The following is a 22770-nucleotide window of genomic DNA, read 5'->3' as shown; positions in this document are numbered from 1 at the left end:
GGCGATGTACGTGGCGTGGCCCATGGTCGTACGGCCGGGCCCGGAGGGGAAAGCGGCACGCCCAAGGCCCCGCCATGACCGTTCGCATCCCCTGACGGCCGACCGTCGCGCTTTTCGTGAATACCGCTCTCTATTCGCCGGGGTCCGTGCCGGATAAGGTCACAGCGGCGCGACTGCCACTTCGAAAGCAAGGGGAAAAAGATATGGCGGACGCAGCGGACACAGCACGGACGAATAGCGCTAATAACGTCCACGTGCTGATCGCCGCGGACAAATTCAAGGGCTCCCTCACGGCCGCCGAGGTCGCCGGGCATGTCGCGGCCGGTCTGCGCCGCGTCGTCCCGGGCCTTTCGGTGGAGGCGCTTCCGGTGGCGGACGGCGGTGACGGTACGGTCGCGGCGGCGCTGGCCGCCGGCTTCGTACGGCACCGGGCCAAGGTCACCGGTCCGCTCGGCGACCCGGTGACGGCCACGTTCGCGCTGTCGGACCGGGGGACAGCCGTGGTGGAGATGGCCGAGGCATCCGGCCTCCGGCACCTCCCCGAGGGCGTCTTCGCGCCGATGACCGCCACTACGTACGGGACCGGGGAACTGCTGCGCGCCGCCCTGGACGCGGGCGCCACCTCGGTCGTCCTCGGGGTCGGCGGCAGCGCCACGACCGACGGCGGCGCGGGCATGCTCGCCGCGCTGGGGGCCCGCTTCCTGGACGCTTCCGGCGAGCCGGTCGCGCCCGGCGGCGGCCCGCTCGCGGCGCTGGCCACGGCCGATCTCTCGGGCCTGGATCCGCGCCTGGCCCGTACGGACGTGGTACTGGCCGGCGACGTCGACAACCCGCTGACCGGGCCGAAGGGCGCGGCGGCGGTCTACGGGCCGCAAAAGGGCGCGAGCGCGGCGGACGTCGCGGCGCTGGACACCGCCCTGGCACACTACGCCGAGGTCATGGAGGCCGCGGTCGGCCCGAAGGCCGCCGGGTGCGCGATGGCGCCCGGGGCGGGCGCGGCGGGCGGCGTCGGGTACGGCGCGCTGGTCGGGCTGGACGCGGCCTTCCGCCCGGGGATCGAGGTCATGCTGGAGGTCCTGAGCTTCGCGCCGGCCCTGGCGCGGGCCACGCTCGTCGTCACCGGCGAGGGCTCGCTGGACGAGCAGACGCTGCACGGCAAGGCGCCCGCGGGCGTGGCCGCCGCCGCCCGCGCCGCCGGGCTGGAGGTGGCCGCGGTCTGCGGGCGGCTGGCGCTGCCGCCGCAGGCCCTGGAGAGGGCGGGCATCCGGCGTGCCTACGCCCTGACGGACCTGGAGCCCGACCCGGCCCGCTGCATGGCCCAGGCGGGGCCCCTCCTGGAACGCGCGGCGGAGTCCCTGGCCCGCGACTTCCTGACCCACTGACGCCCGGCGCGGGCACCCGCGCTCGTACGGAGCCGCCGGCTGCCCGCCCCCAGCCACTGTCCGTACGAGCCGGGCTGCCCGCCCCAGCCACTCTCCGTACAAGCCCGGCCGTCCGCCCCCAGCCACTGTCCGTACGAGCTCGGCTCCCGGCCACCAGCCACATGGGGCCCGGGCGCACGACTCTTCCCGCCGCCCCCGAGAAGCCCACCTCACCGCGCGGGGCGCCGGTTCACCGCTCCGTCCCCATTCCACCCCACCCCCACCCGACGCCCGCGGGGCGCCCGCTCGCCGCCCCGCCTCACTCCCGGCCCAGGGTTCTCGCCCCGCGCCTGTGGGTAACCCCCAGTCGGGGGGAAAGGTGCGTTCGATTTGCCCTGTAGGGCGGCCGGGTCGGTCGGTCGGCGTCTTTCTGCCGGGGCCGCCCAGCCTGGTCAGGATCGTCTGTCCTCGCCCGGGCCGTCCGAGCCCCTGCCCGGGCCGACCACCGGCCCCGCCCGACGGCGACGAGCCCTCGCCTCCTGGGTCGTCCAAGGCGCCGCCCCGGCCGTCAGCTCCCTTCAGGCCCGCCCCAGAACCAAACCGAACGGAACCGAGCCGATCCAAACCCAGCAAAGCCCACCGCAACACCCGAGAGCCCCGGACGATCAAATCGTCCGGGGCTCTCGTTGGCTCTCGTTATGTGCCTGGTCTGCCTGTGCCGCCGCTTCGGAAGCCTTACGCCACCCGCCCGCCGTCCCTATCGGTTACGGGAGCTGTGCGGCGCGGGCCTCGCGGCGGTTGTCGCGGAAGGTGTTGACGCGGCGGGCCGTGGCGAACAGCGGGATCATCGCGCCCAGGACCACCTGGAGCGAGCAGCCGGTCTGAAGGAGGAGCTGGCCGCCGGGGGCGTCCAGCGCCCAGGCCGCCAGCATGCCCATGCTCAGGACGATCCAGCTCAGCATCGCCACCGCGAGCCGGCCCCGCGGCTTGGGGTACTCGACCCGGCTCACCATCAGCCAGGCCACCCCGATGATCGCCAGCAGCGTGGGCACGAACGGCAGCTCCAGCAGCACGATGGCGACGACGGTCAGGGCGCCGAAGGGGCTCGGCATGCCCTGGAAGATGCCGTCACGCAGCGTGACGCAGGAGAACCGGGCCAGCCGCAGCACCACCGCCAGCAGCACCACCACCGCCGCGACCACCGAGACCCGCTGGTGGGCGTCCTGGGCGACCATGCCCCAGGTGACGACGAAGTACGCCGGCGCGAGGCCGAAGCTGATCAGGTCCGAGAGGTTGTCCAGTTCGGCGCCCATCGCGGAGCTGCGCAGCTTGCGGGCGACCAGTCCGTCGAAGAGGTCGAAGACCGACGCCAGGAGCATCAGGATCACGGCCATGGCGGCGCTGTGCCGGGCCATGCCGCCGTCCTCGTTGCCCGTCAGGTGCGGGATCAGGACGCCGGTGGTCGTGAAGTACACGGCCATGAAGCCGCAGATCGCGTTGCCCAGCGTCAGGGTGTCCGCTATTGACAGCCGCATGGACAGCGGCATGTCGTCCTCGTCGTCGGCCTCGGGGGCCCACCCCGCCTGTGTTTCGGGATCAATCACGGTCAAGGCGAGTCACCCCCGCTGTGGTGGCCTGCCCGACCTCGACCGCGGCCTCGACGCCTTCCGGGAGGTAGACGTCGACGCGTGAGCCGAAGCGGATCAGGCCGATGCGCTCGCCCTGCTCGACCTTGGTGCCCTGGGGCACGTACGGGACGATGCGGCGGGCGACCGCGCCGGCGATCTGCACCATCTCGATGTCGCCGAGTTCGGTGTCGAAGTGCCAGACGACCCGCTCGTTGTTCTCGCTCTCCTTGTTGAACGCCGGAACGTACCCGCCGGGGATGTGCTCCACGGACGTCACCGTGCCGGCCAGCGGCGCGCGGTTGACGTGGACGTTCAGCGGGCTCATGAAGATCGCGACGCGGGTGCGCCCGTCCTTCCACGGCATGATGCTCTGCACCACGCCGTCGGCCGGAGAGATGACGCGGCCCTGAGCGATCTCTCGCTCGGGGTCGCGGAAGAACCACAGCATGCCCGCCGCCAGGGCGGTGGTGGGCACGGCGACGGCGGCCCAGCGTCCCGAGCGACGGGAACGGGCGAGGCTGACCGCTGCCGTCGCGACGGTCGGCAGAAGCCACGGCGACGCTCCGCGCGCGAGGCGGACGCGACCGCGTTGTGCAGAGGATTGGCTGTGGGGCATGGATGACCTTCGTAGCGGAGGATGCCGCATATGCGATGGGGGACGGCGGCTTTCCGTGGATGCTATCGGTTGCGGGCGGCAACTGGCCAAGAGCCAGCGCCAATCCGTGGCCGAAGTGCGATGACGGGGTGTGATCTTCGTCTAGGGGAAATCGGAACAAAAGGTGCGTTCACCCCTGGATCCGGTACTCCTCCAGCAGTCGTCGGCCAATGATCATTTTCTGGATCTCGGCGGTTCCCTCGCCGATCAGCAGCATCGGGGCCTCCCGGTAGAGGCGCTCGATCTCGTACTCCTTGGAGAAGCCGTAACCGCCGTGGATGCGGAACGCGTCCTCCACCACTTCCTTGCAGTACTCGGAAGCCAGGTACTTGGCCATGCCCGCCTCCAGGTCGTTTCGCTGACCGGAGTCCTTTTTGCGGGCGGCATTGACCATCATCGCATGGGCCGCTTCGACCTTTGTCGCCATTTCGGCCAGTTTGAACTGGATCGCCTGGTGCTGGGCGATCGGCTTTCCGAACGTCTGCCGCTGCTGCGCGTAGGAAATGCCCAGCTCGAAGGCGCGCTGGGCCACACCGCAGCCGCGCGCGGCGACATTGACCCGGCCGACCTCGACGCCGTCCATCATGTGATAGAAACCACGCCCGGTTTTTCCGCCGAGAACCCGGTCGGCCGGAATCCGCAGCCCATCCATGATCAATTCGGTGGTGTCGACCCCCTTGTAGCCCATCTTGTCGATTTTCCCGGGGATGGTCAGCCCGGGCCGTACGGTCCCGAATCCGGGCTCCTTCTCGACCAGGAAAGTCGTCATGGACTTGTGCGGAGCAGTTCCTTCCGGATGCCCCTCGTCCGTACGGCACAACACCGCGACCAGCGTCGAGGAACCGCCGTTGGTCAGCCACATCTTCTGGCCGGTCAGGACGTATTCGTCGCCGTCCCGCACGCCCTTGGAGGTGATGGCCGACACATCCGAACCCAGAGCCGGCTCGGACATCGAGAAGGCGCCGCGGACCTCACCGGCCGCCATCTTCGGCAGGAAATAGTCCTTCTGCTCCTGCGTGCCGTGCTGCTTGAGCATGTACGCCACGATGAAATGGGTGTTGATGATGCCCGAGACGCTCATCCAGCCGCGGGCGATCTCCTCCACGGTCAGCGCGTACGTCAGCAGCGACTCGCCGAGCCCGCCGTACTCCTCGGGAATCATCAGGCCGAAGACGCCCAGTTCCTTCAGGCCCTCGACTATCCGCGTCGGGTACTCGTCGCGGTGTTCCAGCTCGGTGGCGACCGGCAGGATCTCCTTGTCGACGAAGTCACGGACCGTGGCCAGGATTTCCCGCTGGATGTCGGTCAGACCCTCGGTCTGCGCGAGACGGCCGCTCATGTCACTTCTCCTTCTTGGCCGGCGGGGCCACCGGTTCCGGGCGGCCCGGCTGTTCGCCGCCGCGCTCCTGGACGTACGCGGCCGTGGGAACCATCACCTTGCGCCGGAAGACACACACCACGGTGCCGTCCTGCTTGTATCCCTTGGTTTCCACATGGACGATCCCGCGGTCGCTGCGGGACTTGGAGGGAATCTTCTCCAGTACGGTCGTCTCGCCGTACAGGGTGTCGCCGTGGAAGGTCGGTGCGATGTGCCGCAGCGACTCGATCTCCAGATTGGCGATGGCCTTGCCCGAGACGTCCGGGACCGACATGCCCAGCAGCAGCGAATAGACGTAGTTGCCCACGACGACATTTCTCTTGAAGTCCGTGGTCTGTTCCGCGTAGTTGCTGTCCATGTGCAGCGGGTGGTGATTCATCGTGAGCAGACAGAAAAGATGGTCGTCGTATTCCGTGACCGTCTTTCCGGGCCAGTGCTTGTAGACGTCGCCGACGGTGAACTCTTCGTAGATCCGGCCGAACTGCATCGCGCTACGCCTCCGGGGCCTGGAACTTGGACGTACGGGTCATGCCGGCGGCCCGGCCCTTTCCGGCGATGACCAGCGCCATCTTGCGGCTGGCCTCGTCGATCATCTCGTCGCCGAGCATCGCCGATCCCTTGGCCCCGCCCGCCTCCGAGGTGTGCCACTCATAGGCGTCCAGGATCAGCTCGGCGTGGTCGTAGTCCTCCTGCGAGGGCGAGAAGACCTCGTTGGCCGCCTCGACCTGACCGGGGTGCAGCACCCACTTGCCGTCGAACCCCAGGGCCGCGGCCCGCCGCGCGACCTCCTTGTAGCCCTCGACGTTACGGATCTGAAGGTACGGGCCGTCGATGGCCTGGAGATCGTAGGTACGGGCAGCCATCAGGATGCGCATCAGGATGTAGTGGTAGGCGTCCGCCCCGTAACCCGGCGGCTGCTCACCCACGACCAGGGACTTCATGTTGATGGACGCCATGAAGTCGGCCGGGCCGAAGATGATGGTCTCCAGGCGCGGCGAGGCGCCGGCGATGGCGTCGACGTTCACCAGGCCCTTGGCGTTCTCGATCTGCGCCTCGATGCCGATCCGGCCGACCTCGAAGCCCATCGTCTTCTCGATCTGCGTCAGCAGCAGGTCCAGGGCCACGACCTGCTGGGCGTCCTGCACCTTGGGCAGCATGATGCAGTCCAGGTTGGGGCCCGCGCCCTCCACGACGGTGATGACGTCCCGGTAGGTCCAGTGGGTGGTCCAGTCGTTGACCCGTACGACCCGCGTCTTGCCGGTCCAGTCGCCGTTGTTCAGGGCGTCCACGATGGTGTGCCGGGCGCCTTCCTTGGCGAGCGGCGCGCAGGCGTCCTCCAGGTCCAGGAAGACCTGGTCGGCGGGCAGGCCCTGGGCCTTCTCCAGGAAGCGCGGGTTGCTGCCGGGCACGGCCAGGCAGGAGCGGCGCGGGCGCAGCCGGTTGACGGGTCCGGCGGCGGCATCTGCGGTGCCGGTGGAGCCGGTGGTGGTGCCGGCGGCGGTCGCGGTCATGCGGGGACCTCCAGAGGGTCGAGCTGGTTCGCTGTACGGATCTCGTCGACGATACGGCCGATGATCTCCGTGATACCGAAGTCCTTGGGGGTGAAGACGGCCGCCACCCCGGCTTCGCGGAGCGCGGCGGCATCGGCGGAGGGAATGATTCCGCCCACGATGACGGGAATGTCGCCGGCACCGGACCGCCGCAGCCGGGCCAGTACGTCCGGCACCAGCTCGGCGTGCGAGCCGGAGAGGATCGACAGGCCCACACAGTGCACGTCCTCGGCCACGGCCGCCGAGACGATCTGTTCCGGGGTCAGCCGGATGCCCTGGTAGACCACTTCGAAGCCGGCGTCCCTGGCCCGTACGGCGATCTGCTCGGCACCGTTGCTGTGCCCGTCCAGACCGGGCTTGCCCACCAGCAGGCGCAGCCGGCCGCCGCCCAGGTCGGCGGCGGTCCGCTCGACCTTCTCCCGTACGGCCGCCAGCGGTGTGCCCGCCTCGGCGGTGACGGCCAGGGGCGCGCCCGCGACGCCCGTGGGCGCCCGGAACTCCCCGAAGACGTCCCGCAGGGCCCAGGCCCACTCGCCGGTCGTCACGCCTGCGCGGGCGCATTCCAGGGTCGCCGCGAAGAGGTTGGTGTCTCCCGCCGCGGCCTTCTTCAGCGCCGACAGCGACTCCTGGGCCCGGCCCTCGTCGCGGTCGTCCCGCCACCGGTGCAGGGACCGTACGACCCGTGCCTCGTTCGCCGGGTCGACGGTCATGATGGCCGTGTCCAGGTCCGCGGTGAGCGGGTTGGGCTCGGTGGACTCGTAGCAGTTGACGCCGACGATCTTCTCCTGGCCGGACTCGATCCGCGCCCGGCGCTCGGCGTGCGAGGCGACGAGCTGCGCCTTGAGGTAGCCGGACTCGACGGCGGCCATCGCCCCGCCCATCTCCTGGATCCGTTCGATCTCGGCCAGGCAGTCGGTGACCAGCGCCTCCACCTTGGCCTCGATGACGTGCGAGCCGGCGAAGATGTCCTCGTACTCCAGCAGGTCGCTCTCGTGGGCGAGCACCTGCTGGATGCGCAGCGACCACTGCTGGTCCCAGGGCCGCGGCAGCCCCAGCGCCTCGTTCCAGGCCGGGAGCTGTACGGCGCGGGCGCGCGCGTCCTTGGACAGGGTGACCGCCAGCATCTCCAGCACGATCCGCTGGACGTTGTTCTCCGGCTGGGCCTCGGTCAGGCCCAGGGAGTTGACCTGGACGCCGTAGCGGAAGCGGCGCTGCTTGGGGTCCTGGACGCCGTACCGCTCACGGGTGACCTGCTCCCAGATGCGGCCGAACGCCCGCATCTTGCACATCTCCTCGATGAAGCGGACCCCGGCGTTGACGAAGAAGGAGATCCGGGCGACGACGTCCCCGAACTTCTCCGCCGGCACCTGACCGGACTCCCGTACGGCGTCCAGGACGGCGATGGCCGTGCTCATGGCGTACGCGATCTCCTGGACGGGCGTGGCGCCCGCCTCCTGGAGGTGGTAGCTGCAGATGTTGATCGGGTTCCACTTGGGGATGTGGGCCACCGTGTACGTGATCATGTCGGTGGTCAGCCGCAGGCTCGGACCCGGCGGAAAGACATGGGTGCCGCGGGAGAGGTACTCCTTGACGATGTCGTTCTGCGTGGTGCCCGACAGCTTGGTGATGTCCGCGCCCTGCTCCTCGGCCACCACCTGGTACAGCGCCAGCAGCCACATGGCGGTGGCGTTGATGGTCATCGAGGTGTTCATCTGCTCCAGGGGGATGTCCTGGAACAGCCGGCGCATGTCTCCCAGGTGGGAGACCGGGACCCCGACCCGGCCGACCTCACCGCGGGCGAGGACGTGGTCGGGGTCGTAACCGGTCTGCGTCGGCAGGTCGAAGGCGACCGACAGCCCGGTCTGGCCCTTGGCCAGGTTGCGCCGGTACAGCTCGTTGGACGCCTCGGCGGTGGAGTGCCCGGCGTAGGTCCGCATCAGCCACGGACGGTCCTTGTGACGCTCGGTCATGCCGGTGGCTCACACGTTCCGGAAGCGGTTGATGGCGTCCAGGTGCTTGGCGCGCATCTCCGGGTCGCGTACGCCCATGCCCTCGTGCGGGGCGAGCGCGAGCACGCCGACTTTGCCCTGGTGGAGGTTGCGGTGCACGTCGTACGCCGCCTGCCCGGTCTCCTCCAGCGTGTACGTCTTGGACAGCGTCGGGTGGATCTTCCCCTTGGCGATCAGGCGGTTGGCCTCCCACGCCTCGCGGTAGTTGGCGAAGTGCGAGCCCACGATGCGCTTGAGCGACATCCACAGGTAGCGGTTGTCGTACTCGTGGGTGTAGCCGGAGGTCGAGGCGCAGGTGACGATCGTGCCGCCCTTGCGCGTGACGTACACGCTCGCGCCGAACGTCTCGCGCCCGGGGTGCTCGAAGACGATGTCCACGTCCTCGCCGCCGGTCAGTTCGCGAATGCGCTTGCCGAACCGCTTCCATTCGCGCGGGTCCTGGTGGTGCTCGTCCTTCCAGAACCTGTAGCCCTCGGCGTTGCGGTCGATGATCGCCTCGGCGCCCATCTTGCGGCAGATCTCCGCCTTCTGGTCGCTGGAGACCACACAGATGGGGTTGGCGCCGCCGGCCAGCGCGAACTGCGTGGCGTACGAGCCCAGTCCGCCGCTGGCGCCCCAGATCAGGACGTTGTCGCCCTGCTTCATGCCGGCGCCGTTGCGGGAGACCAGTTGCCGGTACGCGGTGGAGTTGACCAGGCCCGGCGCCGCCGCCTCCTCCCAGCTCAGGTGCCCGGGTTTGGGCATGAGCTGGTTGGACTTCACCAGCGCGATCTCGGCGAGGCCGCCGAAGTTGGTCTCGAAACCCCAGATGCGCTGCTCGGGGTCGAGCATCGTGTCGTTGTGCCCGTCGGCGCTCTCCAGCTCCACGGACAGACAGTGCGCCACGACCTCGTCGCCCGGCTTCCAGGCGTTCACGCCCGGTCCCGTACGCAGGACGACGCCCGCCAGGTCGGAGCCGATGACGTGGTACGGCAGGTCGTGCCGCTTGGTGAGCGGGGAGAGCTTGCCGTAGCGCTCCAGGAAGCCGAAGGTCGACATCGGCTCGAAGATGGAGGTCCACACGGAGTTGTAGTTCACCGAGGAGGCCATGACGGCCACCAGGGCCTCACCGGGCCCGAGTTCGGGCACCGGCACCTCCTCCACGTGCAGGGATTTGCGGGGGTCCTTCTCTTTGGTGGACAGGCCGTCGAACATGTCGGCCTCGTCCTTGTGCACGGTCACCGCGCGGTAGGACTCGGGGATGGGCAGAGCGGCGAAGTCCTCGCCGGTGCTCTCCGGCGCGAGGATCGCGTCAAGTATCTGGTTCACGGTTGCCTCCGGCGAAGCCTGTCGAGGGAAACGGCTTGAGGGGACGTCGGGGGTGGTGCAGAGGCGGTGCCGTCGGTTCGGCTGAGGGGTGTTCCGGCAGCGCTGGTGAGCGCGGTGAGGTGCCTGTGACGCAGGCGTCCGGGCGCGCAGCCGCAAAGGGTTGCGGGGACAGCCGGCGGGTGGGGTTGCACCGCCCGCCGGCCGCCCGGACGACTTCAAGGTATGACACCGCGTGCCAGGCGACAAGACACTGAGTGCCAAGAATTTCTCTCAGATGTCATCCGGGTGGCACGCATGAGCAACGACGGCCGCCCAAATGAGGGGCGGCCGTCGCGTTGTGTGGGGTTATGACTACAGAAACGTGATGATCTCGCGGTATCAGGGGTTCTCGCGTGGATTCCGCTCGTTCTTCAGCGCCCGCTCGATCGTGCGCATCACTTCGTCCAACGGCGCGTCCGTACGGGCCACCGTCACCAGCACCTCACCCTGCCGTACGCTCCTGGCGCCGCCGGAGCCACCGGTGCCGGGCACCGCGCCGTTGACCGACCGGCCCGCGCCTATGCCGGTGCCGAAGGTCTCCCGTACGATCCCGAAGGCGTGGTCGAGCTGCGCTTCGACATCCCCCTCGGCGCCCGCCCGCAGCCAGCGCCGCAGCACGTGGTTGTGCGCGGTGACCACCGCGGACGCCGCGACCTCCGCCAGCAGCGGGTCGTCATCGCCCTCCCGGTGGGCGCCCTCGTCGAAGTGGCCCAGCAGATAACGGGTGAACAGCCGCTCGTAGCGGGCCACCGAGGCGATCTCCGCCTCGCGCAGCGTGGGGACCTCCCGGGTCAGGCGGTAGCGGGCCACGGACACGGCCGGGGAGGCCGCGTACATCCGCATGACCTCCTTGATGCCGCGGCAGACCGTGTCGAGCGGGTGCTCGTGCGCGGGGGCGGCCTCCAGGACGGCCTGGGCCCGTACGAGGGTGTCGTCGTGGTCGGGGAAGATCGCCTCTTCCTTGGAGCGGAAGTGCCGGAAGAACGTCCGGCGGGCGACCCCGGCGGCTGCGGCGATCTCATCGACCGTGGTCGCTTCGTAGCCCTTGGCCGCGAACAGCTCCATGGCCGCCGCGGCCAGTTCACGGCGCATCTTGAGCCGTTGGGCGGCGGCGCGGCGGGTGCCGGGGGTGGTGGCGTCTTGGCCGTCGGAGGACTGCGTACGGGCGGGCTGGGACATGTGGGGACGGTACTGCATATTCCTGCGGGCCGTGGCATGAGGTGCCGAGGGACCCCCGCAGGCCGGGGAAGCTCCCGGGGCCGGGGGCGGGCCGCCGGAAGGTTCCAGCAGTCCGCCCCACCCGGATCCGGCCGGTGGCCGGGGGTCGCCCCAGGCGTCAGCGCCGGGCGTACTCACGGAAGCCGCGGCCGGTCTTGCGGCCGAGGCAGCCCGCGGCCACCAGGTGCTCCAGCAGCGGCGCCGGGGCCAGGCCCGGATCGCGGAACTCGGCGTGCAGCACCTTCTCGATGGCCAGGGACACATCCAGCCCGACGACGTCCAGCAGTTCGAACGGCCCCATGGGATAGCCGCCGCCCAGTTTCATCGCGGCGTCGATGTCGTCCAGCGACGCGTAGTGCTCCTGCACCATCTTGATCGCGTTGTTCAGGTACGGGAACAGCAGGGCGTTGACGATGAACCCGGCCCGGTCGCCGCAGTCGACCGGGTGCTTGCGGATCTTCGCGCACACCGCGCGCACGGTGGCGTGGACGTCGTCGGCGGTCAGCACCGTACGGACGACCTCCACCAGCTTCATCGCCGGCGCCGGGTTGAAGAAGTGCATCCCGATGACGTCCTGGGGGCGCGCGGTGGCCCGCGCACAGGCCACCACGGGCAGCGACGAGGTGGTCGTGGCCAGGACGGCGCCCGGCTTGCACACCTTGTCCAGGGCGGCGAAGAGCTGCTGCTTGATCTCCAGGTCCTCCGCGACCGCCTCGACCGCCAGGTCCACCTCGGCGAAGGACTCCAGCGAGCCGGCCGGGGTGACGGCCGCCAGCGCCGCGTCCCGGGCCTCGGCGGTCAGCCGCCCCTTGTCCACCGACCGGGCCAGGGACTTGGCGATCCGGGCCTTGGCGGCCTCCGCCTTCTCCAGCCCGCGGGCGGCCAGCACGACCTGGAAACCCGCCTTGGCGAAGACCTCCGCGATGCCGCCGGCCATCGTGCCCGACCCGGCCACGCCCACGCTGCGCACCGGGCGGGCGCCGGCGGGCACCTCGCCGGTGACCGCGGGGGTCGCGTCGTCCGGCACGACCGTGGCGCTGCCGGGACTCTCGTACGTGTAGAAGCCGCGGCCCGCCTTGCGGCCGGTCAGCCCGGCCTCGGCGAGCTGGCCCAGGACGGGCGCGGGCGCGTGCAGCCGGTCGTGGGAGGCGGCGTACATCGCCTCCAGGACCGTACGGGCGGTGTCCACGCCGATCAGGTCCAGCAGCGCCAGCGGCCCCATCGGCAGGCCGCAGCCGAGCCGCATGGCCGCGTCGATGTCCTCGCGGGTGGCGTACTTCGACTCGTACATCGCGGCGGCCTGGTTGAGATAGCCGAACAGCAGGCCGTCGGCGACGAAACCGGGCCGGTCGCCGACCGCGATCGGGTCCTTGCCCAGCTCGCGGGCGAGCGCGGTGACGGCCGCCACGGCGGTCGGCGCGGTGAGCACCGAGGAGACCACCTCGACCAGCTTCATCGCGGGCGCCGGGTTGAAGAAGTGCAGACCCAGGACGCGTTCGGGGCGGCGGGAGTCGGCCGCCAGCCGGGTCACGGACAGCGCGTTGGTGCCGGTGGCCAAGATGGTGCCCGGGCGCACGATGCCGTCCAGGGCGGCGAACACCTGGCGCTTGAGCTCGTAGTCCTCCGGCACGACCTCGATGACGAGATCGGCGTCGGCGGCGGCCTGGAGGTCGCGGAAGGTACGGAAGCGGGCGAGCGCGTCCTGCCGCTCGCGCTCGCTGATGCGTCCGCGGCGCACCGCGCGGGCGGTGGCCGCGTCCAGCGCGGTGACGGCCTTGAGAGCCGCCGCGTCGTCGATGTCGATGCCGATGACCTCGCGGCCGGCGCGGGTGAGGACCTCGGCGATACCGGTGCCCATCGTGCCCAGGCCCACGACGGCGATCGTGGACAGCGCGGGCGGGGAAAGGGAGGACGCGGCGGAGGGGGAGGCGGGGGACAGGGAGGTCGAGAGATCAGGGGTGGACTTACGGTCCATCGCGAGACTCCAGAGGGTGTTCCCCTGGGAGCAGGGGAGAAGTGACGACTGAGGAGTGCCCGCGTCCGCCGGCCTGCGCACAACAGGCGTACGGGGAGCGGGAGGTGAGCGTGAGAGGTGGCGGGCCCTGTCCCGGGGCCGTGCCCGGACGCCCCGCCCGGCGGCGGCCGGGGGAACGCCGTGTTCGATGCCGAACCGACTTCACTGCGCGGCGGCTGCGTCACCAGGCCGCCCGAGCTGGGGTGCTGCTCGTTCCAGCACATTAACTCGCCGGTAACCATGAGCGCCAGGGGTGGCGCGGGGAATTAGGCTGTGGCGCGGGCCACGTCACACTGCCGTGGCGGTCCGCCGGAGGGGAGCGGCAAATGGAAGACGAGTTCCATGAGTTGACCGACCGGGTGCGTGCCGAACTCCGCTCCCCACAGGACCTGGTCGCCTACGAGCGGCTGCTCGGGCTCGCCCGCAAGGACACCCCCGCCAGCCGCGAGGAACTGGCCCGGGTGCTCACCGCTCACGAGCGCCCCTTATGGGCCCGGGAGATCGCCGCATTCGTCCTGGGCCGCGCGGGCGACAGCCGGGCCTTCGAGACGCTCGTCCTGCTCCTGAACTACCGCGACCCGGTGCGCTGCGCCACCGCCGCGCACGCCCTGGGCCGCCTCGGCGACCCGCGCACCGCCCGCGCCGCCGCGGCGCTGGCCACCAATCCGCTGCGTACGGCCTACGCGCTGCACCCCGTACGGCTGCTGGCCGAACTGCGCGCCCCCGAGTCCGTACCGGCCCTGATCGCCACCCTGGACCGGCTGCTCACCCCGCACAACCCCTACTGGCGGGTGGCGCTGGCCTGTGTGGAGGGGCTGGGCGCGCTGGGGGACCGGCGCGCGGTGCCCGTCCTCACGGCGGCCCGCGACCACCCCCGCCTGGCCGCCGCGGCGGCAGCATCCCTGGCGCGCCTGGGTGTTCAGGAGGAGCCGGAGGAGCGGGCGCCCTGAGTGGGGCCGGGGGCCGTCGGGGGTGTCAGGGGTGTCAGGGGTGTACGGGGTCTACGGGGCGTTGAGGCCGTCCGCGTCATCCGGGTCATCCGGGCCATCCGTACTGTTTCCGGTTGTCGGGAGGGGGCGCCGGTAGCGCACCTCGGGTACGACAACGCCCGCCACCTCGAACGTCTGCTCGGCCCCGTCGGCCCGGAAACCGGCCTTCTCATAGAAACGCCGGGCATGCGCGTTGCCCTTGAGCACCCACAGGCGCAGTGTGCGGAAACCGTTCCGCGCGGCCCCCTCCAGGCAGGCGTCCAACAGGGCGCGCCCGACCCCCGTACCGATGCACTCGGGCAGGAGGTAGAGGGTGTACAGCTCTCCTTCGGACGACCCTCCTTCGTACGGCTCTTCTGCGGACGCCGGCGGCCCTGACGTGTCCTCGTCGGAGGTATGGACGGGCCCGAAGCCGGCGAAGCCGACGAGTTCGCCGTCCCGCTCCGCCACGAGAGCGACCACCCCGGGCGGTGGCGCGGCGAAGAACGCGCGCCGATGGGCGGCCTCCTCGGCGGCACTCATCCCGTCCAGGTACGCCTGCGGTACCAGCCCCACGTAGGCGGCCTGCCAGCCGCGCACCCGGATGTCCGCCACCGCGTCGATGTCGTCCTGCGTCATGTTCCGTATCCGTAAGCGCTCCACCATGAGCGCGACACTAGGTGTTTGACCCTGACACCGGCGACAACGTTTCACACTGCGCCACATGAACACGCAACAGCCGCAAGGGCCACAGCAGGAACATGACCGCGTCGTCATCGTGACCGGCGCGGGCACGGGCATCGGGCGGGCGACAGCGCGCCGGTTCGCGGAAGAGGGCGCGCGGGTGGTCGCGGTCGGGCGCCGTCCCGGGCCGCTGGCCGAGACCGCCGACGGGTACGGGACGATCGAGCCGTACGCCGCCGACATCACCGCCGACGGGGCTCCGGAAGAGATCGTCCGCCACGTGGCGCACCGGTACGGACGGCTGGACGTGCTGGTCAACAACGCCGGGATCGCCCGCGGCGAGCCGCTGGCCACGCTCGGCCGCGAGCGGATGGTGCCGCAGCTCGACACCAACCTCCTCGCCCCGGTCCTGCTGTCCAGGGCGGCCCTGGACGCCCTGGAGGGCAGCGGCGGGGTGATCGTCAACGTCACCACCTCCGTGGGGCAGCGGGCCTGGCCCGGCAACTCCTTCTACGCGGCGACCAAGACGGCCCTGGAGCTGCTGACCCGGAGCTGGGCGGTGGAACTGGCGCCGCGCGGCATCCGCGTGGTGGCTGTGGCGCCGGGCGCGGTCGACACCCCGATCGGCGAGCACGCCGGGTATGACCAGGAACGGCTGACGGCCCTACGGCAGTGGCAGATCGCCCACACGCCCCTGGGGCGTGTGGGCCGCCCCGAAGAAGTCGCCTGGGCGGTCGCGCAGCTCGCCTCTCCCGAAGCGTCCTTCGTGACCGGGGTGGTCCTTCCCGTGGACGGCGGCGCGGTGATCGCCTGACCGGAACCGCTGCCGGGGCCGTTGTCGGTGCCGCCTGATAGAACGGTCCCGGAGGTGAGGACCGGTGCGGATCGGCGAGCTGGCCGCGGTGACGGGGGCGTCCCCCAGGGCCCTGCGGCATTACGAGAGGGCGGGCCTGATCGGCTCGGAACGGGCGGACAACGGCTACCGGCTGTACGACGAGCGCGCGGCCGTACGGGTGCGCAACATACGCCACCTCCTGGAGTCCGGACTCACCCTCGCCGACGTGGCGTGCTTCACGGGCTGCCTGGACGGCGACATGACCTCCGCCCCGCCGTCGCCCCAGGGCCTGCGCATCGCCCGTGAGCGACTGGCCGTCATCGACGCACGCATAGCCGCCCAGACCGAGGCCAGGAACCGGCTCGCCCGCGCCCTCCGTACGGCGGACGCGGCGAACACGGCAGACGTACCCGGTACGGCGGTCACGGCAGGTACGGCGGTCATGGCAGGTACGGCGGTCAGGCACCCTCCGGCACGATCGCGAGCGCCTCTACCTCCATGAGAATGTCCGGGCGGACGAGCGCCGCCACCTGGACCGCGGTGCTCGCCGGCGGGCGTGCGGTGTCGATGACCTCGTCGCGGGCGGTGCGCAGCGCCGGGATGACGGCAATGTCGGTGACGTAATACGTCAGCTTCGCCACGTCCCCGAAGCCGGCCCCGGCGGCTGTCAGACAGCGGCCGATGTTGGTGAAGACCTGCCGCGCCTGCGCGAGCGGGTCCCCCGCGCCGACCAGTTCGCCCTGCGCGTCCAGCGGCATCTGCCCGGACACGGCGACACAGCGCCCGGTGCCGTGGACGACATGGCTGTAGCCGTTCCCCGGGGCGACACCGTCCGGAGCGGTCACATGGCTGAGCGAAGAAGACGACATGGTCAACTCCTCATCTGCGCCGTGCGCGGGCCGGGCCGTTCACAGCGACGTCAACTGAGCGGTTTCACGAAGATCGTACGGGGCCGAGCGTCGGCGGGCCGTGGGGGACGGTGACGGCCCTCTCCCGGGCACACGAAACCGTGCTCGGGACGGGCCGCCGCCACGGCCGGTGTTGCTTCCACGCTTCGGGGTCATCGGTCCGGGGGACGGGCACGCTGCGGCCGGTGGCCATGTCATGGGGCCACCGCCTTCCGGTGCCCGGGGCCGGTGCAGCCGCTCCGTGCCGCGCCGGATTTTGGGCGCCGAGCGCCGGAGTGGTTGGCTGAGCGCCACAGCACCGGTCCGCGCGCACCGCGAGGAGCCGGGCGGGACCGGGCGGGACGGACAGGACCGGCCGCCGAGTGATGGAGGAAGACGCATGGGGCAGGTCGAGGCCACGACGCAGCGCGAGATCGCGGCGGATCCGGAGGACGTGTTCGACGCGCTCGCCGACTACAGCGGCGTCCGCCGGCGGCTGCTTCCCGAGCACTTCAGCGAGTACGAGGTCCGGGCCGGCGGCGACGGCAAGGGCACCCTCGTGCACTGGAAGCTCCAGGCCACGAGCAAGCGGGTGCGGGACTGCCTGATGGAGGTCGACGAGCCGACCGACGGGCAGCTCGTGGAGAAGGACCGCACCTCCTCCATGGTGACCACCTGGGTGGTCACCCCGGCGGGCGAGGGCCGCGCGCTGGTCACCGTCACCACGACCTGGCAGGGCGCGGGCGGCGTCGGCGGCTTCTTCGAGCGGACCTTCGCCCCCAAGGGCCTGGGGCGGATCTACGACCAGATCCTCGCCCGCCTCGCCGCCGAGACGGAGAAGCAGGAGAAGGCGTAACCGGCTGGCGTCGGCCGGCATCGGCCGTGCCGGGAAGGGCCGTATAGGTGCGCTCACCGTTTCGGGTGGTCTTCGGGACCGTCCGCCGGCGTCCCTTCCGTACCGTATCCGCACAGAAAGCCCTGATGAGGGCCCAACGGGGGGCGTAAAGGCGCCAGTTATGGGCCCTTCGCGCCCCGCGCGCCCCCTTTCGCGGCGCTTGATCGCTGTGTCGCCCGGTGCGAGAAATGGGCGGTGGCGCAGGCGGGACGAGGGGAGCGGTACGTGGGCGGGTCCATCCTGACGGAGCGGGACGAGGAGGACGGGTGGGCGGTGCCGCCCGCCCCCGATCCGGCCCTGTACCCGCCTCCTGGACCGGCCGTGGAACCGGCCGCCCATGAGGCGGCCACCGACGATCCCCTGCCGCCGGGCCCCGGCCGCGTACGGATCGTCTTCCTGGGCCTGCTCCTGCTGACGGCGCTGGCCGTACTGGACCAGACGACCGTGGCCGCCGCGCTGCCCGGCATCGTCGGCGAGCTGCGCGGCGCGGACCGGGCGCCCTGGGTGGTGACGGCCCACCTCCTGGCCTCGACCGTCCTGCTGCCCGTCTACGGGAAACTGGGCGACCTCGTCGGCCGCAAGCCCGTACTCCTCTTCGCGGTCCTGGTCTTCCTGACCGGTTCGGCGCTGGCCGGCCGGGCCGGCACGATGGACGAGCTGGTCGTCTTCCGGGCCGTCCAGGGCGCCGGGGCCGGCGGCCTGCTGGTCGGTGTCCACGCCGTCGTCGCCGACCTCGTGCCCTCGCGCGCCCGCGGTCGCTTCATGGGCCTGATCGCCGCGGTCTTCGGGAGCATGGCGGTGGCCGGGCCGCTGCTGGGCTCCCTGGTCACCGATCACGTCTCCTGGCGCTGGTGCTTCTACGCCAACCTGCCCGTCGGCCTGGCGGCGCTGCTGATCGTCCTGTTCGCGCTCACCACGCCACGGCCCCGGCCCTCCGGCCGTCCGGGCCTGGACGTGACCGGCGCGCTGCTCCTCGGAGCGTTCTCCACCTTCGTGGTGCTGATGGTCAACTGGGGCGGGCTGCGGTACGCGTGGGACTCGCGGATCGTGCTGGGGCTCGCCGCGGGGGCGCTGGGCACCGGCATGCTCTTCGTCACCGCCGAGTACTTCGCGGCCGAACCGCTGATCCCGCTCCGCCTCTTCCGCGACCCGGTCTTCGTGGTGACCACGCTCCTCGGCGCGGTCAGCGGCGTCGCGTTCTTCGGCGCCGCCACCTGTCTGCCGGCCTTCTTCCAGATGGTGGACGGCTCCTCGGTCACCAGGACCGTCGTCCTGATGCTGCCCCTGATGGGCGGCGTCGCCCTCACCTCCCTGCTGTGCGGCCTGCTCGTCAGCCGTACCGGCCGCTACACGGTCTTCCCGCTCATGGGCTGTGCGGTGGCGTCCGTGGCGATGTGGCTGCTCTCGCACCTGGACGCGGACACCCCCCGCCCGGTCTTCAGCATCTGGACGGGCATCCTCGGCGCCGCCATCGGCTGTGTGCTGCCCGTCCTGGTCCTGGCCGTACATAACGCCGTGGCCCCTGCCGACGTGGGCACCGTCACCGGCGCCCACCTCTACCTCCGGCAGATCGGCGGCAGTGCCTGCGCGGCGGCCTTCGGCACGCTCTTCGCCCGCCGCCTGGGCGATCAGCTCACCCGTGAACTGCCGGGCCCCACCCGCCTGCCGCATCCCGAGTCGCTCACCGCGGGCCTGGTCCAGGCGCTGCCCGCCGCCCTGCGGGACGGCATCGCCGCGGCGTACGCGCACGCCGTGCCCCGCATGTTCTTCCACCTCGCGCCGGTGCTCGTCCTGGGCTTCGTGCTCGCCGTCTTCCTGAAAGAGAAACCACTGGTGTCCCACGCCCCCCACGCCCCCCACCAGGTCCCCCCGGCCGCCGAGGTGCCGCAGCCTTCGTACGCCGGCCGGCCGGACACCGGCGCCGCGTACGCCCCTCCACAGGACCCCGGCGTCCCCTACGCCCGCACCACGCCCGAGGCCGGGCCGCCCGTGCCCCCCCCCGGGGCGCCGTACGGCGGGCTCGTCCCGGGAGTCCCGGTGTGCGGCACCGTCCAGCACCACGACGGGACCATCGTGCCGCGCGCCGCGCTCACCCTGATCGACGTCACCGGACGGCAGATCGGCCGTGGCGCGACGGGCGAGGACGGCCGCTACGCGCTGAGCACACCCGGCACCGGGTCCTACGTACTGATCGCGTCCGCGGGCGGACACCAGCCGCAGGCGGTCAGCGTCACGGTCGGCGAGCGCCCGGTCGAACTGGACGTGGTGCTGGGCGGCGCGGGCCGGCTGGCGGGGACGGTGACCACCGCGGACGGCACGCCGGTGCGCGATGCGATCGTCACGCTCACCGACGTCCGCGGCGAGGTCGTGGCGACCACCCGCAGTGGGCGCGAGGGCGGCTATGTCATCGCGGAGCTGGTGGCCGGCGAGTACACCCTCGCCTCCAGCGCCCCGGCCTTCAGGCCCGCCGCCCTGCCCGTGACGGTCCAGGCGTCCCGCGAGACCCGCCAGGACATCGAGCTGGCGGGCGGCGCGGTACTGCGCGGGACCGTACGGGCCACCGGCGGCCGTACGGTGGAGGACGCCCGGGTCACCCTCCTGGACGCCGCGGGCAACGTCGTGGACACCGCGACGACCGGGGCCGACGGCCGCTTCCGCTTCGTGGACCTCTCGGCCGGCGAGTACACCGTCATCGCCTCCGGCTATCCGCCGGTCGCCACGGTGCTCCAGATCGCCGGTGGCGGCCGTACCGAAAGGGACCTCCAGCTCGGCTACGAGGACTGAGAGGACGGAGAGGACTGAGAGACTGAGAGGGCTGAGAGGGCCGGGCGGCCTTGCGGTACCGGGGGCCGATCCGCCCTGTGCCTTGCGGGCCGGTCCGCCCCGGTGATGGGGGCATGGCGACAGGACGCCCTCTCAGAGGCGCTGCCACAGCGCCGGGACGGCCGGCGGCTCCCACCCGGCGCGCGCGGTGTGCGCCTGGAGGCACGCGTACGGAGCGCCGCCGTAGGTGACCCGGTCGCCCGGCCGGTAATCGGTGCCCGCCGCCCAGGTGTCCCCCGGCCCGGTCGGCGTGCCGGTGGGCGTCGGGGTGGGGCCGGGCCGCTGATCGACCCGCAGGACGAAGTCGAAGGTGGCTTCCCTGGCGGGGCCGGCCGGCCGTACGTTCATCAGCAGCGCGGAGTTGAAGAGCGGGTCCGTGGTGTTGCGCGGCTCGCCCGGGAAGTACAACTGAGTGGTGAGCACCGGCTCGTTCGGCGCCTGCACCTTGACGTGCAGATGCCGCGTACGGCCCGGGTACAGCCCCGGCACGATCGTGGTGAGGCGGAAGGCCCCGCGCGCGTCGGTGAATTGGTGTCCGCGCAGACGGAACCCCGTGTTGTCGTACGCGCCGTCCGCGTCCGCCTGCCAGAAGTCCAGTAGGGCGTGGGGTATGGGCCGGCAGGTCAGCCCGAACACATAGCCGCTCACCGTCAGCCGGACGCCTTGCGTACCGGGCTCTATGAGAGAGGCGCGCAGCGGCGAGTCCGGCTTGAAGTACGGGCCCTCGATCTGCGGCGGGGTGGGGTCGTCCCCGTCGTCGCAGTAGGGCGTGGGGACGAGCGGACGGTCGGTGGCCCGCGTGTCACGGGCCAGCGCGACACCGCCGAACAGCATCGGCAGCGGTACGGCGGCGACGGCCACCTTGAGCAGGTTCTTGCGGCTGATCCCGGCCTTGGGACCGGACTGCGGACCGGGCTGCGGACCGGGCCGTGAGCCGGGCTGCGGACCGGGCTGTGGGGCGGACTGTGGGGCGTTCTCAGGGGTGCCGTCCTGGGTGGGCTCCGGGGTGTTGCCCTGCGTACTCCTCGGGACGGACCCCGCCCGGGGCCGGTTTCTTCCCGCGTGCCCGGGCCGGTGGTCGTGCTCGCGATCCATCGCGTGCTCCTTGGGGGCGAGGCTGGTCCTGCCTGGCGGCCGGCGCGGGGGCCACCGTCCTGCCTCGCGCCGGCGCTGCCCGACGTTAGGAGGGCCGCGCACGGTCTTCGATGGACTCGCCACCGGGGTCGTGGTGAATTCCGCCGGTCCTCCGGCGGAAATCACCCGGGCTCAGCCCCGTCTCACGGCGGAAGAAGCGGCAGAAGTACGCGGGGTCGCCGAAGCCCGTCCGGCGCGCCACCTGGGCCACGGTCAGCCGTGTGACGGTCAGCAGCCGCTTGGCCTCCACCGTCTGCGCGTGCCGGATGATCTGGCCCGGTGTGCGTCCGGTGCCGCGCTTGACGGCCTCGGTCAAATAGCTGAGGGAAACTCCCAGTTCGTCCGCGTAGGACCCCACTGTACGGCCGAACGCGGCCGGACGCCCGAGCAGCCGGGTGAACTCCCGCGCCACCAGAGCGGACCGGCTGGTGGGGACCTGCGGTCTGCGGGCGCCGGGCAGCCGCAGCGCACACGTGAGGAGAATGTGCGCATACGCCTGAAGTACGGACACGTGTCCCTCGGCGCGCTCGGCGAACTCCCGTACCATCTCGCCCATCAGTGCCGACAGCCGTACCGCCTCCGCCGGGCCCGGGCACAGCCACGGGCGCTCCGCGAGCGTCGCCAGCGCGTGCCGGTCCGCCGGGTGCGCCACCAGGAAGTCCTCGGTGAACAGGACCACCTGGCCGCACAGACCGCGTACGCCGTCCCAGTAGTGGACCTGACCGGGCACGATGACGCACAGGTGCGGCGGGCACAGGGGCCAGCGGGCGAGATCGATGACGTGGGTGCCCTCGCCCCCGGTGACGTACACGATCTCGTAGAAGGTGTGCCGGTGCGGGAAGCTCGCGCGCGAGAGCGGGCCGATCGTGTCGAACGAGCCGACGGCGAAGGACAGGACGTGCGGCGCGGGAACGTCCAGGCGGTGCAGCGGCACCGGATCGTCCACTCCATCGACGGCGGCCCTCTCGGACCTCTTGGCGCTCGCGCCCCTCCCACTCCCCCCGTCCCCCGGTGCGAGGTTGCCCGCCTCATCGGTGCCGCCGCGGGGTACGAACACGTCCGGTGCCGGCCCCGCGCCGCGCCCGTTACGCGGCACGGCGTGCCGCTCCCGCCGGTCCACCCGGCCCCGATGGTCCGGTCGGCCCCGCCGGTCCCACGGGTCTCGCGGGTCCGGCCAGCGGCCGGCCCGGAGGCCGTTCGGCCGGCGAGCCCTTCGGGCGCCCCCGGGGACGCCGGGAAAGGGCGGGACGCCCTGAGTGACGCGGCACTTCGGTCCGTCTCGGCACGTCCTCACCATACGAGTGCCCGCAAGAGACCGTCGGCGCGCCCGCACCGCCATACGGGTGATGTGGGAGTGCCGCAACAGGCGGACCGCCCGCGGAGC

General features: G+C 71.6%; 19 protein-coding genes. 6 read left to right on the top strand and 13 right to left on the bottom strand.

The features are described 5' to 3' along the window. Window positions 1–254: 254 nt before the first annotated feature. Window positions 255–1382, top strand: coding sequence for a glycerate kinase (locus tag KGS77_RS06225; RefSeq protein ID WP_242579287.1), 1128 nt, complete (start codon window positions 255–257; stop codon window positions 1380–1382). Between the two features lie 743 nt (window positions 1383–2125). Here KGS77_RS06225 and pssA read toward each other — a convergent pair. From pssA to KGS77_RS06180, 9 genes are all read right to left on the bottom strand, one after another. After that, complete coding sequence (gene pssA / locus KGS77_RS06220; protein WP_242579286.1) at window positions 2126–2971, bottom strand: CDP-diacylglycerol--serine O-phosphatidyltransferase; 846 nt, start codon at window positions 2969–2971, stop codon at window positions 2126–2128. Continuing rightward, the gene (locus KGS77_RS06215; RefSeq protein ID WP_242579280.1) at window positions 2958–3605 is read right to left on the bottom strand and encodes a phosphatidylserine decarboxylase; all 648 of its coding nucleotides are present in this window, start codon (window positions 3603–3605) and stop codon (window positions 2958–2960) included. The genes pssA and KGS77_RS06215 overlap by 14 nt, the downstream gene beginning before the upstream one ends. 169 nt (window positions 3606–3774) lie before the next feature. Beyond that, window positions 3775–4983: an acyl-CoA dehydrogenase family protein gene (locus tag KGS77_RS06210; protein ID WP_242579278.1), complete on the bottom strand. Its 1209-nt coding sequence runs from the start codon at window positions 4981–4983 to the stop codon at window positions 3775–3777. A gap of 1 nt (window position 4984) precedes the next feature. Then, entirely contained in the window at window positions 4985–5509 is a 525-nt protein-coding gene (locus KGS77_RS06205) for a MaoC family dehydratase (protein WP_242579276.1), read from the bottom strand. A 4-nt stretch (window positions 5510–5513) separates the two neighbouring features. Beyond that, on the bottom strand, window positions 5514–6533 hold the full coding sequence (locus tag KGS77_RS06200) for a CoA ester lyase (RefSeq protein ID WP_242579274.1): 1020 nt from the start codon (window positions 6531–6533) through the stop codon (window positions 5514–5516). Next, entirely contained in the window at window positions 6530–8542 is a 2013-nt protein-coding gene (locus tag KGS77_RS06195) for a protein meaA (protein WP_242579271.1), read from the bottom strand. The genes KGS77_RS06200 and KGS77_RS06195 overlap by 4 nt, the downstream gene beginning before the upstream one ends. 9 nt (window positions 8543–8551) lie before the next feature. After that, window positions 8552–9889 carry a crotonyl-CoA carboxylase/reductase gene (ccrA, locus tag KGS77_RS06190; RefSeq protein ID WP_242579269.1) on the bottom strand — a complete coding sequence of 446 codons (1338 nt, stop codon included), beginning with the start codon at window positions 9887–9889 and terminating at the stop codon, window positions 8552–8554. Between the two features lie 378 nt (window positions 9890–10267). After that, window positions 10268–11107 (bottom strand): TetR family transcriptional regulator, encoded by an 840-nt coding sequence (locus tag KGS77_RS06185; RefSeq protein WP_242579266.1) that lies wholly within the window; start codon window positions 11105–11107, stop codon window positions 10268–10270. Window positions 11108–11264: 157 nt separating this feature from the next. After that, entirely contained in the window at window positions 11265–13121 is a 1857-nt protein-coding gene (locus KGS77_RS06180) for a 3-hydroxybutyryl-CoA dehydrogenase (RefSeq protein ID WP_242579265.1), read from the bottom strand. Window positions 13122–13486: 365 nt separating this feature from the next. Here KGS77_RS06180 and KGS77_RS06175 point away from each other — a divergent pair, with 365 nt between their 5' ends. After that, complete coding sequence (locus KGS77_RS06175) at window positions 13487–14110, top strand: HEAT repeat domain-containing protein (protein WP_242579264.1); 624 nt, start codon at window positions 13487–13489, stop codon at window positions 14108–14110. Between the two features lie 51 nt (window positions 14111–14161). On the opposite strand, the gene KGS77_RS06170 is transcribed toward KGS77_RS06175, so the two are convergent. After that, window positions 14162–14794, bottom strand: a complete 633-nt coding sequence (locus KGS77_RS06170) for a GNAT family N-acetyltransferase (RefSeq protein WP_242579263.1) — start codon at window positions 14792–14794, stop codon at window positions 14162–14164. Between the two features lie 58 nt (window positions 14795–14852). Here KGS77_RS06170 and KGS77_RS06165 point away from each other — a divergent pair, with 58 nt between their 5' ends. Continuing rightward, the gene (locus tag KGS77_RS06165; RefSeq protein WP_242579261.1) at window positions 14853–15626 is read left to right on the top strand and encodes an SDR family oxidoreductase; all 774 of its coding nucleotides are present in this window, start codon (window positions 14853–14855) and stop codon (window positions 15624–15626) included. Between the two features lie 64 nt (window positions 15627–15690). Next, complete coding sequence (locus tag KGS77_RS06160) at window positions 15691–16149, top strand: MerR family transcriptional regulator (RefSeq protein ID WP_242579260.1); 459 nt, start codon at window positions 15691–15693, stop codon at window positions 16147–16149. Here the strand turns inward: KGS77_RS06160 and KGS77_RS06155 are convergent. Continuing rightward, window positions 16106–16516: a RidA family protein gene (locus tag KGS77_RS06155; RefSeq protein ID WP_242579259.1), complete on the bottom strand. Its 411-nt coding sequence runs from the start codon at window positions 16514–16516 to the stop codon at window positions 16106–16108. The genes KGS77_RS06160 and KGS77_RS06155 overlap by 44 nt on opposite strands. Window positions 16517–16934: 418 nt before the next feature. Between KGS77_RS06155 and KGS77_RS06150 the strand changes: the two genes are divergently transcribed. Together KGS77_RS06150 and KGS77_RS06145 are read left to right on the top strand one after the other, a co-directional pair. Then, a complete protein-coding gene (locus KGS77_RS06150) occupies window positions 16935–17390 on the top strand; it encodes an SRPBCC family protein (RefSeq protein WP_242579258.1) in 456 nt (151 codons plus the stop codon). Window positions 17391–17750: 360 nt separating this feature from the next. Then, window positions 17751–20213, top strand: a complete 2463-nt coding sequence (locus tag KGS77_RS06145; RefSeq protein WP_242587317.1) for an MFS transporter — start codon at window positions 17751–17753, stop codon at window positions 20211–20213. Between the two features lie 132 nt (window positions 20214–20345). Here the strand turns inward: KGS77_RS06145 and KGS77_RS06140 are convergent, their stop codons facing one another. Then, a complete protein-coding gene (locus tag KGS77_RS06140) occupies window positions 20346–21347 on the bottom strand; it encodes a carbohydrate-binding protein (protein WP_242579257.1) in 1002 nt (333 codons plus the stop codon). Between the two features lie 85 nt (window positions 21348–21432). After that, window positions 21433–22332 carry a helix-turn-helix domain-containing protein gene (locus KGS77_RS06135; protein ID WP_242579256.1) on the bottom strand — a complete coding sequence of 300 codons (900 nt, stop codon included), beginning with the start codon at window positions 22330–22332 and terminating at the stop codon, window positions 21433–21435. Window positions 22333–22770: the final 438 nt, after the last annotated feature.

The sequence above is a fragment of the Streptomyces sp. MST-110588 genome, assembly GCF_022695595.1.
GTDB lineage: Bacteria > Actinomycetota > Actinomycetes > Streptomycetales > Streptomycetaceae > Streptomyces.
Note: the sequence above shows the minus strand (reverse complement) of the source record. Positions and strands in the feature narration are given on the sequence as shown.